This is a genomic window from Roseibium sp. MMSF_3544 (assembly GCF_030732845.1).
GTDB lineage: Bacteria > Pseudomonadota > Alphaproteobacteria > Rhizobiales > Stappiaceae > Roseibium.
This window is the reverse complement of sequence record NZ_JASHKA010000001.1, coordinates 462,322-478,072: the sequence shown is the minus strand read 5'-3', so window position 1 is coordinate 478,072 and position 15,751 is coordinate 462,322. Positions and strand designations below refer to the sequence as shown.

General features: G+C 57.9%; 9 protein-coding genes. 5 read left to right on the top strand and 4 right to left on the bottom strand.

The features are described 5' to 3' along the window. Window positions 1-29 precede the first annotated feature (29 nt). Entirely contained in the window at window positions 30-6,890 is a 6,861-nt protein-coding gene (locus tag RBB47_RS02120) for an Ig-like domain-containing protein (protein ID WP_305984067.1), read from the bottom strand. 575 nt (window positions 6,891-7,465) lie between these two features. Between RBB47_RS02120 and RBB47_RS02115 the strand changes: the two genes are divergently transcribed. After that, the gene (locus RBB47_RS02115) at window positions 7,466-8,683 is read left to right on the top strand and encodes an NADP-dependent isocitrate dehydrogenase (RefSeq protein ID WP_305984066.1); all 1,218 of its coding nucleotides are present in this window, start codon (window positions 7,466-7,468) and stop codon (window positions 8,681-8,683) included. 267 nt (window positions 8,684-8,950) lie between these two features. After that, window positions 8,951-9,589 (top strand): glutathione S-transferase family protein, encoded by a 639-nt coding sequence (locus tag RBB47_RS02110; RefSeq protein WP_305984065.1) that lies wholly within the window; start codon window positions 8,951-8,953, stop codon window positions 9,587-9,589. A gap of 3 nt (window positions 9,590-9,592) precedes the next feature. Here RBB47_RS02110 and RBB47_RS02105 read toward each other — a convergent pair whose 3' ends face one another. Beyond that, window positions 9,593-10,291: an aspartate/glutamate racemase family protein gene (locus tag RBB47_RS02105; RefSeq protein ID WP_305984064.1), complete on the bottom strand. Its 699-nt coding sequence runs from the start codon at window positions 10,289-10,291 to the stop codon at window positions 9,593-9,595. A gap of 59 nt (window positions 10,292-10,350) precedes the next feature. Between RBB47_RS02105 and RBB47_RS02100 the strand changes: the two genes are divergently transcribed. Together RBB47_RS02100 and RBB47_RS02095 are read left to right on the top strand one after the other, a co-directional pair. Continuing rightward, a complete protein-coding gene (locus tag RBB47_RS02100) occupies window positions 10,351-10,824 on the top strand; it encodes a hypothetical protein (RefSeq protein ID WP_305984063.1) in 474 nt (157 codons plus the stop codon). Between the two features lie 54 nt (window positions 10,825-10,878). After that, window positions 10,879-11,337 carry a cupin domain-containing protein gene (locus RBB47_RS02095; protein WP_305984062.1) on the top strand — a complete coding sequence of 153 codons (459 nt, stop codon included), beginning with the start codon at window positions 10,879-10,881 and terminating at the stop codon, window positions 11,335-11,337. 30 nt (window positions 11,338-11,367) lie between these two features. On the opposite strand, the gene RBB47_RS02090 is transcribed toward RBB47_RS02095, so the two are convergent. After that, on the bottom strand, window positions 11,368-12,651 hold the full coding sequence (locus tag RBB47_RS02090; protein WP_305984061.1) for a cyclic nucleotide-gated ion channel: 1,284 nt from the start codon (window positions 12,649-12,651) through the stop codon (window positions 11,368-11,370). A gap of 191 nt (window positions 12,652-12,842) precedes the next feature. On the opposite strand from RBB47_RS02090, the gene RBB47_RS02085 reads away from it, so the two are divergent. Then, entirely contained in the window at window positions 12,843-12,968 is a 126-nt protein-coding gene (locus RBB47_RS02085; protein ID WP_305984060.1) for a hypothetical protein, read from the top strand. A 70-nt stretch (window positions 12,969-13,038) separates the two neighbouring features. Here RBB47_RS02085 and alaS read toward each other — a convergent pair whose 3' ends face one another. Beyond that, entirely contained in the window at window positions 13,039-15,696 is a 2,658-nt protein-coding gene (gene alaS / locus RBB47_RS02080) for an alanine--tRNA ligase (RefSeq protein WP_305984059.1), read from the bottom strand. Window positions 15,697-15,751 lie beyond the last annotated feature (55 nt).

Below are 15,751 nucleotides of genomic sequence, written 5' to 3'. Positions count from 1 at the left end.
GCCCTCACCGCCCTGCTTAACCTCCGAGGTCAGACGAACAGGTTCAGATCGTCGATAATGATCCCGTTGTCCGCCGTGACGACGACCTCATCCACCTCATCAAAAATCTCATCGGAGAGCAGCTTCGTCTTTTCCCGGTTTGCCCGGAAGAAGAATTCGTCGCTGCCGACCAGCTCCCCGTCGAGATAACCTTCAACAGTCACGTTCACCTTGCCACGGCCGAGAGCCGTAAAGACGGCGCTCTCAAAATCGAAGCTCTCGCCATCCGCGCGCGCAAACGAAAGACTGTTGCCAATGCTGTGACTTGCCTGTTCGCCTTCCGAGACACCGCGCTTGCGCGTGGTGACATAAGTATCGGTGAAGACGAAACCGTCTTCCTCCTCAAACGGAGAACAGGTGACACCGGCCTCAAAACCGATTTGAACCTCTTCGGGCGGCTTGCCGTCGCCTTCGATCGTGATTTCCACCTCGCCGGTATCAGTCCCGCCATTGCCGTCTGAAATTTCGTAGACAAAGGTGTCGGTTGCTGTCTCACCGTCGTAAAGTCCGTTGAAGGCACCGTTCGGATCGTAGGTGAAAGTGCCGTCGTCTGCGAATGTCACGATGGCTCCGGACGCAAGGATTGCCACGCCGGTCGCCTGCCCTGCCAGCGACATCAGCGAGATCTCATTGCCGTCCGCATCGCTGTCATTCAGCAAAAGGTGGCCCGAAACGGAAGCACCCTCACCGGTCTGGTAATAGTCGTTTGCTGCAAGTGGCGTCTGGTTGCCGCTTGCCGTGCCTGTCGTCTCCATCATCAGGGATATGTCGTCGACATAGAAGGGCTTGTCTCTTCGGCTGCTCACCACGATTTCGTCGACACTGTCGAAACGTTCGTCGAGTTTCAGCTCGTAGACACCATTCGAACGGATCCTGACCGTCATGGAGCCAACCAGCACGCCGTCGTCGTAAGCTTCAACCGTAACGCGGGCGCGCCGCGTCACCGACTGCAGCAACAGGCTGTCGAGATCGAAATCCCCACCATCATCGGCCGTAATCGAGAAACCGGAGGTGACGCCTGACAGATTGCCCGACAATTGGCCTGCCGTCGTAACATCGATGCCGGAAGACGAAAGTCCCGCTTCGCCCGTATAGGCGCCCGGTGCCAGACCTTCAAAGTCAATAACGACAGGATCGTCTGAAACGGGTTCCGGAACAGGCGCAGGATCGTCTGCAGGATCGTCCACAGGCGGCGTTTCTCCCTCAATCGTGAGGTTTACCATCGCCGTGTCAAAGCCGCCGTTCCCGTCGGAGACCTGATATTCGAAGCTGTCGGTAGCCGTTTCACCGGAATTCAAGTCGTTGAAGGCACCGTTCGGATCATAGTCGAACGTTCCGTCGGCGTTCACCGTCAGCAGCGCACCCGAGCCGAGTGTAATCGTGTTGCCCACCGAACCTTCGACGCCGTTGACGCCGACAACCGTGAGCCCGTCACCGTCCGCATCCGTATCGTTTGCAAACAGGTTCTGGCCGTTCAAAGCAGCGCTTTCGCCAACCGTAAAGCCGTCATCACCGGCAACTGGTGCCGTATTGTCATCGGATCCGTTGATCGTCAGACTCACATTCGCTTCGTCGAAACCGCCGTTGCCGTCAGACACGCGGTAGGTGAACCCGTCAGCGGCCGACTGTCCGTCATTCAGGTCGCTGAAGACATTGTTCGGGTCGTAGTCAAAGGTTCCGTCTGCATTGATGGTGAGCAGCGCACCGGAATTAAGCGTGATTGCTTCACCGAATTCGATTGCTGCGCCGTTGATCTCAACAATTGTGAGACTGTCGCCGTCCGCATCGGTATCATTCGCAAACAGGCTCTGGCCGGTCAGCACATCGTCTTCGCCGACCGTAAAGCCGTCGTCCCCGGCAACAGGTGCCGTGTTGTCATCGGATCCGTTGATCGTCAGGCTCACGTTCGCTTCGTCGAAACCGCCATTGCCGTCCGACACGCGATAAGTGAAGCCATCGGCGGCCGACTGACCGTCATTCAGTCCGTTGAAGACATTGTTCGGGTCGTAGTCGAAGGTCCCGTCGGCGTTGATCGTCAGCAGTGCGCCGGAATCAAGCGTGATTGCTTCGCCGAATTCAATGGCTTCGCCGTCGATCTCAACGATCGTCAGGCTGTCACCGTCCGCGTCCGTATCATTCGCAAACAGGCTCTGGCCGGTCAGCACATCGTCCTCGCCGACCGCGAAGGCATCGTCAGACGCATCAGGATCGGAATTGTCGGAAACCCCGTTGATGGTAAGCGACACATCCGCTGTGCTGGAGAAGGTACCGTTCGAGACCGTGTAGGAGAACGTCGCCGTCGCGGTTTCGCCATCATCGAGGCTGTCGAAGATACCGTTCTGATTATAGTCCAGAGTACCGTCCAAGTTCAGCGTGACGGTTGCCCCAGAGGCCAGGTCAACGGACCCGCCTGGTGTAATCACCTGGCCATCAATCGACGTAATGCTCAGGCTCGAATTTGCCGGATCGCTGTCGTTCCCAAGCACGTCAAGATTGCTCAGAACAACGTCTTCCGCAACAACGCCTGAATCGTCTGCTGCAACCGGCGCTTCAATGTCCTGCACGCCTTCGATGGTGAGCGTAACGGTCGCCTCAGCTGACGTGAATTCTCCGTCGCTGACAGTATAGGTGAAGATCTGCGTGCCTGCCTCGGCATCGCCAAGACTGTCGAACATGCCATTCTGATTGTAATCCAGCGTGCCGTCGGCGTTCAGCGTAACGCTCGCGCCGGACGCCAGAACAACGGTCTGGTTTACCGATATCGGCTGACCATCGATTGAGGTGATCGTCAGCGCGTCATTTTCCGGATCACTGTCGTTGGAAAGCACGTCCAGATTGGTCGGGCCAACATCTTCGGTGATCGTGGCCGCATCGTTCTGGGCGACCGGTGCTTCATTGTCATGCACGCCTTCGATGGTGAGCGTGACGGACGCATCCGATGTGAATTCTCCATCGCTGATCGTATAGAAAAATCCGTCGTTGGTTGCCTCGTCGCCATCCAGGCTGTCGAAAACACCGTTCTGATTGTAATCCAGCGTGCCGCCGGCATTCAGCGTGACGCTCGCACCGGAGGCCAGAGTGACTGTGCCACCGCTCGTAATCGGCTGCCCGTTGATCGACGTGATCGTCAGAACGTCATTTTCCGGATCGGTGTCGTTGAGAAGAACGTTCAGATTTGTTGGACCAACGTCTTCTATGATTGTCGCCGTATCGTTCTGGGCGACGGGCGCCTCATTGTCATGCACGCCTTCAATGGTGAGCGCGACGAACGCGTCCGACGTGAATTCTCCGTCGCTGATCGTATAGGAAAATCCGTCGTCGGTTGCCTCGTCGCCATCCAGGCTGTCGAAGACGCCGTTCTGATTGTAATCCAGCGTTCCATCGGCATTCAGCTTGACGCTTGCACCGGAAGCCAGGGTGACTGTGCCACCGCTCGTGATCGGCTGCCCGTTGATCGACGTGATCGTCAGAACATCATTTTCCGGATCGCTGTCATTGAGAAGAACGTCGAGATTGGTCGGCCCGACGTCTTCCGTGATCGTCGCCGTATCGTTTTGGGCAACGGGCGCAGTATTGTCGTCGGATCCTTCGATGGTCAGCGTTACCGTTGCTGTATCAAAACCGCCGTTTCCATCGGAGACTTGGTAGCTGAAACTGTCGGTACCCGTCTCACCGGAGTTCAGATCGTCGAAGACACCGTTCGGATCGTAGTCAAAAGTGCCGTCGGCGTTCACCTTCAACAGCGCACCAGAACCGAGCGTGATCTGGTTGCCGACGCCGCCTGCCAGACCATTGACCTCGACAACGGTGAGCCCGTCGCCATCCGCATCACTGTCATTGGCGAACAGGTTCTGACCCGTCAGACTGTCGTCTTCGCCAACCGTAAAGCCGTCGTTATCTGCAACCGGCGCAGTGTTGTCGTCGGACCCCTCGATGGTCAGCGTCACCGTTGCTGTATCGAAACCGCCGTTTCCATCTGAGACCTGGTAGCTGAAACTGTCGGTGCCCGTCTCACCGGAGTTCAGATCGTCGAAGGCACCGTTCGGGTCGTAATCAAAGGTGCCGTCGGCGTTCACCTTCAACAGCGCACCAGAGCCGAGCGTGATCTGGTTGTCGACACCGCCTGCCTGACCATTGACCTCGACAACGGTGAGCCCGTCGCCATCCGCATCACTGTCATTGGCGAACAGGTTCTGCGCCGTCAGACTGTCGTCTTCGCCGACCGTGAAGCCGTCGTTATCTGCAACCGGCGCAGTATTGTCGTCGGATCCTTCGATGGTCAGCGTTACCGTTGCTGTATCAAAACCGCCGTTTCCATCGGAGACCTGGTAGCTGAAACTGTCGGTACCCGTCTCACCGGAGTTCAGATCGTCGAAGACACCGTTCGGATCGTAGTCAAAAGTGCCGTCGGCGTTCACCTGCAACAGCGCACCAGAACCGAGCGTGATCTGGTTGCCGACAACGCCTGCCAGACCATTGACCTCGACAACGGTGAGCCCGTCGCCATCCGCGTCAGTGTCATTGGCGAACAGGTTCTGACCCGTCAGAGTGTCGTCTTCGCCAACCGTAAAGCCGTCGTTATCAGCAACCGGCGCCCTGTTGTCCTGAATGCCGTTGATCGTCAGCGAAACGGTCGCCGCATCGGATGTATCCTCACCGTCACTGACCGTGTATGTGAAACTGTCGTCCGCAGTCTCCCCGTCACCCAGATCGTCGAATGCGCCATTCTGGTCATAGGAGAATGTGCCATCGGCATTCACGATCAGCGTCGCACCGGATGTCAGTGCAATCTCTTCGCCGAATGTCACTGCGCTGCCGTTGACGGTCGCGATCGTCAGCCCGTCGCCGTCTGCGTCCGTATCGTTGGAAAGCAGGTTCCGGCCGGTGAGCATGACATCCTCATCGACGGAATAGCTGTCATCCGATGCCTCGGGCGCCGTATTACCGCCGGACGTGAGTGAGTCGACGATCTCCTGATATGTGAGCGTCTGGTCGGAAAAGCCAAGCCATTCGACGGAAGTGTGCACGAGGTCAACGGCGACGTTGATCACCTGCAGGAACGAACCGCTGACGGAAAAACTGTAGTCTGAAAAGGCCCCTTCAAAGAGAACCGTATCGGTTCCGGATCCACCCAGATACGTATCGTCGCCCGCGCTGTCGTGGAACGTGTCGTTGCCGCCATTGCCGGTCAGTGTGTTGTCGGCGCTGTTGCCGTAGAAGGTTTCCGACCCCGAGCCGCCAATGGCGTTTTCGATGATCGTCCCTTCCGCGATTGTCAGGTTCCCGGTTCTGCCGCCAATGCTGGACGTGGACGGCATTGTGGATTGGCTGTCGCTCGGGGCGAGGTTGATCACCGAATTGTTGCCGTAGCCGGACAGATCAAGCGTATCGATGCCGCCACCGTCAACGATCGTCGACGCGGTGACATTCGCGTAATTCGACCATTGCGCCCAGATATCGCTGACATCGGACGTGACGGTAGTATTGAAGCCCCAGGTCGTGTTCTCGGTAAACGCGTTCGATACACCGTAGCCTTGCGATCCATAAAGCGCATCAAGCGCCATCCAGTCGACCGACATGGGTGTTTGCAGATAGGCCCCCGATGCGTTGACGTTCGTATTCTCCGTCTGGCTGAAATACGACATCATGGACGCTTGCCAGCTGTCGTTGTCGAACGTGTTGCTCACGCCAAAAGTGGCTGAACCGTTGTAGTTTCCCTGGTGACCCAAGCCGAGCGCGTGGCCGATCTCGTGCAGAATTGTCTGAAGGGTGTAGTCGTTGTAGGTCGAGGTTCCACCTGACCAGGAGCTGGCGACGTTCACATATCCGACAGCGATCGTGCCGTTGCTGTAATAGCTGTAGTTGGCATAGGCGCCGGAAGAGTTGTCGCTGAAGAAGAAGTCGACTTCCGACGTGTTTGTCGACGTCGTTTCCTCAAAGTCGATACCGAGCGTCGCCTCGAACAGCTTGAACGCTTCGCGCACGAGAAAGGCGCGCGCATCGGTCAGACCATTGCTGTCCGACGAGTAGCCGGACACATTGTAGTAGAGAACGCCGTTGTTGGCGTCCGTGCCCGAAGACCCGAGGTTGTGGGACAAGGTACCGCGTGAATTGGAAAGGTTCAGCCCCCTGTCGGCCCAGTAGCCGCTGGTCAGGTAGTCGGCCATGTCCCCAAGGGTTGCGGCGGCGGCAGACGTGACTGTTGCGACAGCGCCGCCGTCCGTTTCCGCGTTGACAACAATCTCGCTCTCTTCGCGCAAACCGCAGCCAAGGCACGGACATCCCTGATCGTGAAGGATTGTTCCATCTTCAAGAACAACCGGCGCAAAGGCTTCGAAACCGGGTGCCCCGCCCTCGTCTTCGCTTGCCTTCGGATCGGTTCTTTCGTCCTGATCAGTTCGCGGATCGGTACCCGTCTCAGTGCCGGCAGAACCGTCGCGCCCATCTTGACCGGCGGCCGGTGATGTCTCCTCGTCACCAGGTTTGGATTGCTCAAACAGCGAGTCAAGCAGCGCTTTCAGCGGGCCGGCACCCTCCGCGTCGTCCGCATCCCGACCGTTTTCGACGGGCTCATCCTCTTCGCGGGCTTCGTCCCGCTCGTTCTGCCCATCTGTGTCGACCCGGTCGCGTACAATCTTCCAGGCCGGTGCGGCACCCATGAACTGCACCCAGCGCGCACCGAACGAAGCGCTGCCAAACGCGTCATCATCGTCAGAATCGCACGCGTTCACGCCCTGAACAATATCCGACTGCCAGCGTCCGGATTTGAAGCTGGCACCCACGGAGCTTTCGAAAACAGCTTTGGGAATGGTCAGTCCGTTTCTGAACCCAAAAGAAAATGCCGGATGCATTAAACCTCGCAAAACAGGTTTCTAGAGATCCGCGAAATCGATACTCCTGCGGCGATTCACGAACACTCTGACTTCACCCCCCGGCGATCGTCCACCAACCTAAGGTATGCATCCAAAGAAATTACAAAGTATAATTTTTTAAAACTTAAATCATACGCGAATACAATTCACGTATGATGACAGTTAAAAAAAGTAAACCACCATGCATACTTAAGTGAACGAGTACGAAAACACTATATGGAGATTGATTTTTTGAGGACACACAACAACGCAGGCAACGGAGCGTTAATCACCGCAGACCCGAGGCTTTAGTATTACTGGACCTACTTAACCAAACACGTAGCCGGGAAAAAAGTTCCAAAATAATTCGAAATTTTCTGGCGATGTCCACGCCTTTGACGGAAACCCGCGCTGAAGGACCAACAAACATGGAATTTTTTGCAGGTAAGCCCACATCGATGTTGCCGTGCGTCAATATATTGCATACAAGCGCACACAATAATTTTCCGGTACAACACGTTCCGTAGAAACTCCTTCGCCACCCCAGCAGCTCATTCCGCGAGGCAGACCCGTCCATGGCAAAGATCAAAGTCGACAATCCGGTCGTCGAACTCGATGGCGACGAGATGACACGCATCATCTGGGCGTTCATCAAGGAAAAACTGATCCATCCTTATCTCGACGTCGATCTTCTTTATTACGATCTTTCGATCCAGAAACGCGACGAAACCGATGACCAGATCACGGTAGATGCCGCCAACGCGATCAAGGAACATGGCGTCGGCATCAAATGCGCGACCATCACCCCGGACGAAGCCCGCGTGGAAGAGTTCGGTCTGAAGCGCATGTACCGCTCTCCCAACGGCACGATCCGCAACATCCTCGGCGGCGTGATCTTCCGCGAACCCATCATCATGCAGAACGTGCCGCGCCTGGTTCCTGGATGGACGCAACCAATCATTGTTGGGCGTCACGCCTTCGGCGACCAATACCGGGCGACCGACTTCACGTTCCCGGGCAAGGGCAAGCTCACGATCAAGTTCGTCGGCGAGGACGGCACCGAGATCGAACGCGACGTTTTTGATGCGCCCTCCTCCGGTGTTGCGATGGCAATGTACAATCTGGACGACTCCATCCGCGACTTTGCCCGCGCGTCCATGAATTATGCGCTGCAGCGCAAGGTTCCCTGTTACCTGTCCACCAAGAACACGATCCTGAAAGCCTATGACGGCCGCTTCAAGGACATTTTCCAGGAGATCTACGAAGCCGAGTTCAAGGACGCCTTCGCCGATGCCGGCATCTGGTACGAACACCGGCTTATCGACGACATGGTCGCCTCCGCACTCAAGTGGTCCGGCGGCTATGTATGGGCCTGCAAGAATTACGATGGCGACGTCCAGTCCGACACCGTCGCGCAAGGATTTGGGTCTCTCGGCCTGATGACCTCTGTTCTGATGACCCCGGACGGGAAAACCGTCGAGGCCGAAGCCGCCCACGGCACGGTGACCCGGCACTACCGGCAGCATCAGCAAGGCGAAAGCACATCCACCAATTCGATCGCCTCGATCTTCGCCTGGACACGCGGCCTCGCGCACCGGGCAAAGCTGGATCACAACGACAAGCTGGCGCGATTTGCTAAGACGCTGGAAAGCGTGTGCATCAGCACGGTGGAAGCCGGCTACATGACCAAGGATCTCGCGCTTCTCGTGGGGCCGGAGCAAGCCTGGCTCACAACAACAGGCTTCCTGGACAAGATTGACGAGAACCTGGCAAAGGCCATGGCTGAGCTCTAGGGTTCTATAAAACCCTGTCGGCGTGGACGAGACGTTCGCATCCGTGCCGATGGTGTGTTCGATCAAGTGTGAGGATTCTTCGGAAGCGCTCAACAGTGCTTCCTCCTGCGGTGAAGGCGCTGCCGACCTGACAAGTGGCTTATTCTACCTTCCCAAATATCGCGATCTTCGCCGCCTGAGATATTTGGACAAAACCTCATTTGCGGTAAAACGTGCCAGCAGAAGGCATCAAGTGGCGTTCAAAGGATCCCGGCAAGGCGAAGCAACATGATCGAACTCCTGGGCTCGGATTATTCCGTCTATGTGCGCTCCGCCCGTCTGGCACTCGCCGAAAAAGGCGTCAGCTATCGCCTGTCGGCTGTCGACGTTTTTGCTCCCGGTGGACCGCCGGACGCTTATCTTGCGCTCAACCCTTTCGCCAAGATACCGACCCTGAACCACGACGGCTTCGTGCTGTATGAAAGTGGAGCCATTTTGCGTTATGTGGACGAGGCGTTTGAGGGGCCTGCACTCCAGCCGGCCGACAAGCGTGAACGTGCGCGGATGAACCAGATTCTGTCGGTGCTGGACGCATACGCCTACACAACGCTTGTCTGGGAAATCTTTGTCGAGCGGATCGTCAAGACCCGTGGTGGAAATCCGTCGGACGAAGTCAGAATTTCCTCCGCCATGGGCCAGGCGCGCAGGGTCGTTACCGCTTTGGAGACCTTGTCGCAAGCCGGCCCCTTCCTCCTCGGCGAGCAGCTGACCCTGGCCGACTGTCACGCCGCCCCCATGCTGCATCTGTTTTCACAAACGGAAGAAGGCGAGCTTCTTTTGAAAGGAGCGCCCGGACTGGCCGGTTGGCTGGACAGCTTCAGGTCTAGGCCGAGTTTTGTGGAAACAGAACCGGCAAGCGCTGTGTGAGCGTCAGGTCTGGTTCAGCGCATAGTCCAGCGCTGCCTCTGCATGAAGCGTCGTTGTGTCGAAGGACGGAACTGCAAAGTCCTCTGCGGAGACCAGCAGACCGATTTCAGTGCAGCCGAATATCACGCCGTCGCTGCCGGCCTGAGTTTCTTTCTCGACGATTTCCAGCAGGGTCTGTTTGGAATCCGCCCAGATCTCGCCCTTGCAAAGCTCTTCATAAATGATGCGGTGGACTTCCTCACGGTCGTCGCTGCCCGGAACACGCACATTGATCCCGTGTTTGTCTCGTAGGTGTCCCTTGTAAAAGTCCTGTTCCATCGTGTAGGCGGTCGCGAGCAGGAGCGGTGCTTTGCATCCCGCCGTTTTGACGGCAGGCGCGGTTGCGTCGGCAATATGAAGCAGCGGAATATCGATGGCTTGCTGCACGTCATGCGCCATCTTGTGCATCGTGTTGGTGCAGACGACGAGGCAGTCAGCCCCGCCGCGCTCCAGATTGCGCGCTGCAGCGCTCATCAGGTCCGTTGCCCTTCCCCAGTCCCCTGCCGCCTGCGCCGCCTCGATCTCGGCGAAATCGAATGACCAGATGAGGCACTTGGCGGAATGCAGCCCGCCCAACCGGGCCTGCGTCATCCTGTTCAGCACCTGATAGTAGGTCACGGTGCTTTCCCAGCTCATTCCTCCGAGCAAACCGATGGTTTTCATGTTAGCCTTTCACAGTTTTCCGGAAGCCGCCTAATAAAGGCCCGTAGATAGGAGCCGCCATGGCTAACCTAGAATATCAAAAAAACTTTTTAAACTACTGTTTTTTTAAAATTTTCCGAATTGTTCTTGTAGCGTTTTCTGTTAGCTTTCTCAGTTTAAGCGCTTCTGCGCAAGCGGTCTACGAGCCATCACGGGGAACCGCAGAGCGAACCGACATTCTCAATGCTGTCCGCCCGATGCTTGAAGCCAGGGTCGGGCCTCCCGTCGAATTCGTCGTGAACTGGATGCGATCCGGTGCCGGTTGGGCTTTTGTCCAACTCAATCCGCAACGTCCAGGTGGCGGCAGCATCGACCTTTATCAAACGACCTTTGCCGGTCAGGCTGAATACATGGATGGCATTACCACCTATGCGCTGCTGCGCTACCAGTATAATCGCTGGAACCTGATCGACTTCGTCGTGGGTCCAACGGACGTCTTTTGGCATGGAGACCCGCTCTACGGCCAGCTGCCTGCCGGCCTCACACCCTATTGAACAGCCAACGGATCGACGTCCGGCATCGGGCACAGGCAAACGGCGGGAAACGACATGGCGCTGAAAACCACACCTGAAGATCCGACTGCCCTATTCTGGCACCTATGGGCCGATGCAGACGGCGTGACGCACCAGAGCCAATGCCGCTTTGGCAATTTCGAACTGAAGAGCTTCGCCCCGCCCGCAAAGGATCTCTGGACGAAGCGTCTGGCCGCCACACCTGAGGACATCACCATTCTGGTTCTTCAGCCCGGCACCCTGAAATGGCACCGGAACCCGAAACCCCAATGGATTATTCCGTTGTCGGGCACCTGGTTCGTTGAAAGCATGGACGGAACGCGGGTTGAGATGGGGCCGGGCATGGCATCGTTCGGCGAAGATCAACTCGCCAAACCAGACAAGAACGGAAATGTCGGACACCTGTCCGGCGTCGTCGGCGAAGAACCCTGTGTCCTCATGCTGATCCAGCTGACCGATCCACCCAGGAAAGACGCCGCCTGCCGGATTGACTGACCTGGCAATGGCCCTGTGAAAAACGACTGCCTAAACCGGCTTCTCACCAGGGCCCTTGTCGCCTTCGAGGGAAAGTTCCGGTTCTGCGTTCAGGTCGTCAGCAGAGGCGATGACACCGGCTTGCTGCAGCTCTTCCTCGGCAAGTTCGCCCAGGACTTTCTTGCCGGCTGCCACACGCTCACGCGCCTCCTCGAAGATCTTTTTCGCCAACGCCTCGTCTTTGTCCATGAGGTGCTGGAGCGCGCCCGATTCCAGCACCAGAAGCTGGCAATCCCGTTCTGCGACAACCGTTGCCGTTCGCGGGCTCTGGTTGATAAGGGCAAGCTCACCGAAGAAACTGCCCTCGCCCAGATAGACCGTTTCGTGCTTGAGCCTGATCCCGACTTCACCCTCCGAAATGAAATACATCCGGTCAGCGACATCGCCTTCTTCGGCGATAACCGATCCCCTTCGAACCTTTTGAGCCTGCAGAAGCTTCGAGACTTCCGCGATTTCCGTCGCCTTCAGGTCCTCAAACAGGGGAACGCGCGCGACCATCGACCAGGTGATGACAAAGTCTCGGCTGTGGATTTCCCGGGCGAAGGCGGACGCGATGATGCCGACCGGGAGCGCGATGAGGCCGTAGCCCATCAGCATGACCACGCTGCCGACGAACTTGCCCAGGTTGCTCACCGGTACAACGTCGCCATAGCCCACGGTGGTGATCGTTGTGATCGCCCAATACATGCCATGCAGAATGCTTCGGAATTTCTCCGGCTGAACGCTGTGTTCCACAAGGTACATGAGCGTTGCCGACAGCAGGATCACGCCGAAAATGATCATGCTCGATCCGATCAGCGCCTTGCGCTCGCCGACAACAGCGGAAACCAGGGAACGGAGCGCTGGCGAATAGCGGGCTAGCTTGAGAAAGCGCAGCAACCTGAGGATCACGACGACCGTAACCGCCTGATTGGGCAGGAACAGCACAAACAGCAGCGGCAGCGCACCGATCAGGTCGATAACAGCATCCGGCTGCACCGCATAACGCAGGCGAGACCAGACAGGCCCATACCGTTTCAGAGGCGGGTGAAGATCGGCCACGTATAGGCGCAGAATGTATTCGATCACGAAGACAAACCCGCTGCCGAGCTGGATGAAACGCAGATGTTGACCGAACGTCGTGCGGATCTGCGGCACGGTTTCCAGCACCGCGAGCACGATGTTGAGCAGAATCAGGAACACAAGCAGGTGGCGCAGGGCGCGTGCGGCGACCTTTCGTTTCCCCGTATCTTCAAGCACTTCGTAAAGCGCCCGTTTGAAGCTTTCGTCGTGCACCGCCTGCTCCGTGTTGAAAAGACAACGGTTTCATGAATAGCCGAAGATCGTTTCAGGACAAAATCATCGCGTCCGTTGTCGCTCACGCAGACCACGCGAAGCTGTGAGGAACGGGCGACTGATCGTGATTGGGCAATTTTGTCGCAGCCCCCATCTGAGAAGTGTGGGCAACACCCTGAAAGGAGGGACAAATGACGATTGAAACGAACAAGGCCCGCGCAGCAGAAACGTCACCGCATCACGCGGTCCTGAAGATGCTGATTGCATCGACATTCCTTGCGGCCGCTGCCATGGCGATCACTGCTGCCTTGCACTGACACACATGACCGATCATGAAAAAAGCGTGCCCTCGCGGCACGCTTTTTCATTTCGAGCGGCAGCTTTGTCTCAGAGCGCCGTCAAGTGCGACTCGATCGCCGAAATAGCACTGTCCGCCTTGGATCCATCCGGACCGCCGGCCTGAGCCATATCCGGTCGGCCACCGCCACCGCGCCCGCCAAGGGCTTCCGAACCGATCCGGACCAGATCGACCGCGCTGACCTTTTCCGTCAAATCGCTGGTGACTGCCGTAACGATTGCAGCCTTGCCATCGTCGGCAACGTTGATCAGCACGATCACGCCGGAGCCGAGCTGCGCCTTGGCCTCGTCGGCCATGCCCTTGAGGTCTTTCGGGTTGATACCTTCCACGGTGCGGGCCATCAGTTTGAAAGCGCCGGCATCCTTGACCGGTGCGCTGCCCGCGCCACCGCCGCCCATCGCCAGCTTCTTCTTGGCGTCGGCAAGCTCCTTTTCAAGCTTGCGGCGCTCGTCAACCAACTGGGCGACCCGCGCCGGCACATCGTCGGCACCGATCTTGAGCAGCCCCGCGATTTCGCGCATGCGCTTGTCCTGCGCGTCGAGATAAGCGCGCGCTTCTGACCCGGTCAAAGCCTCGATCCGGCGCACGCCAGCCGCAACGGCGCTTTCAGAAACAAGTGTCACGAGGCCGATATCGCCCGTGCGGTTCACATGGGTCCCGCCACACAGCTCCAGCGAATAGGGCTTGCCTTCCTTGGATCCGTGCAGCGCCGTTCCCATGGAGACAACACGCACCTCGTCGCCGTATTTCTCGCCGAAAAGTGCCATCGCACCTGCCTCAATGGCATCGTCAACAGCCATCAGGCGGGTCTCGACCGGAGCGTTTTGCAGCACGATCTCGTTGGCATAGGTCTCGACCGTCGCCAACTCGTCATCATCCATCGGCTTGGGATGGGAGAAATCGAACCTCAGCCGGTCCGGAGACACCAGCGAACCTTTCTGCGCAACATGGGTGCCAAGCACTTCACGCAAGGCTTCGTGAACAAGGTGCGTCGCCGAGTGGTTGGCCCTGACGGCACTACGACGCGCGTGATCGACCTTCAGCTCCAGCGCAAGGCCCGGAACCAGTTCGCCCTCGTTGACCGTGACGCTGTGAACAAAGAGGCCATCGGCCTTCTTCTGGGTGTTGGTGACCGTGACATTCAGCCCAGGGGCCAGCATCTCACCCGTGTCACCAACCTGACCACCGCTCTCGCCGTAGAAAGGGGTCTGGTTCAGCACCACAAAGCCGCTCTCGCCCTTGGTGAGTTTGTCGATTTCCTTGTCTTCGGAAGCCAAGGCTGCAACGACGCCCTCCGCGCTTTCGGTTTCATAGCCCAGGAAGTCGGTTGCACCATGCTTTTCCTTCAGGGCAAACCAGACGGCTTCGGTTGCCGCACCGCCCGATCCGGACCAGGCAGCGCGGGCTTCGGCTTTCTGGCGCTCCATGGCGGCATCAAACCCGTCGGTGTCGACGGAAATGTCACGCGCGCGCAGCGCGTCCTGCGTCAGATCGAGCGGGAACCCGTAGGTGTCGTAGAGCTTGAAGGCGGTCTCGCCGTCAAGCTGTCCGCCTGCGGTGAGGTCTTCGGTTGCGCTGTCAAGCAGCCCGAGGCCCCGCTCCAGCGTCTTGCGGAACCGAGTCTCTTCCAGCTTCAGCGTCTCGCTGATCAGATCCTCGGCCCGGGACAGTTCCGGATAGGCCCGGCCCATTTCGCGTACCAGAGAAGGCACAAGCTTGTGCATCAGCGGCTCGCTCGCGCCCAGAAGATGCGAATGGCGCATGCCGCGCCGCATGATCCGGCGCAAGACATAGCCCCGGCCTTCATTGGACGGCAGAACACCGTCGGCGATCAGGAAGCTGGTCGAACGCAGGTGATCGGCAATCACACGGTGGCTGCCGAGCGCGTCTCCGGCGGCTTCCACGTTGGTTTCGTGCTCGGACGCAGCGATCAGCGCCTTGAAGAGATCGATGTCGTAGTTGTTGTGAACCCCTTGCAGAACGGTCGCGAGACGCTCGATCCCCATGCCGGTGTCGATGGACGGGCTCGGCAGGTCGAGACGCTGATCCGGCGTCTGCTCGTATTGCATGAAGACGAGGTTCCAGATCTCGATGAAGCGGTCACCGTCTTCTTCGGCCGATCCTGGAGGCCCTCCCCAGATGTGCTCACCGTGATCGTAGAAGATCTCCGAACACGGACCGCAGGGACCGGTATCTCCCATTGACCAGAAATTGTCCGAGGTCGGGATACGGATGATCCTGTCGTCGCTGAGCCCCGCAATCTTTTTCCAGAACCCTGCTGCCGCATCGTCCTCGGCATAGACCGTCACCAAGAGCCGGTCTTCCGGCAGGCCGTATTCCTTGGTGATCAGGTTCCAGGCAAGCTCGATGGCGCGCTCCTTGAAATAGTCGCCAAAGGAAAAGTTGCCGAGCATTTCGAAGAACGTGTGGTGCCGGGCGGTATAGCCGACATTGTCGAGGTCATTATGCTTGCCGCCTGCCCGCACCACCTTCTGCGCGGTGACCGCGCGGGAATAGGGCCGCGTCTCAAGACCTGTGAACACGTTCTTGAACTGGTTCATGCCCGCGTTCGCGAACATCAGGGTCGGATCGTTGCGGGGCACCAGCGGTCCGGACTCGACCACTTCGTGATCGTTTTTCTTGAAATAGTCCAGAAAGGTTGAGCGGATTTCATTTACGCCGGTCATTCGGGTCTCGCATCGGTCCGTGCCCGGTCAGGCGGGCCAGTTGAAAGTCTTTCAG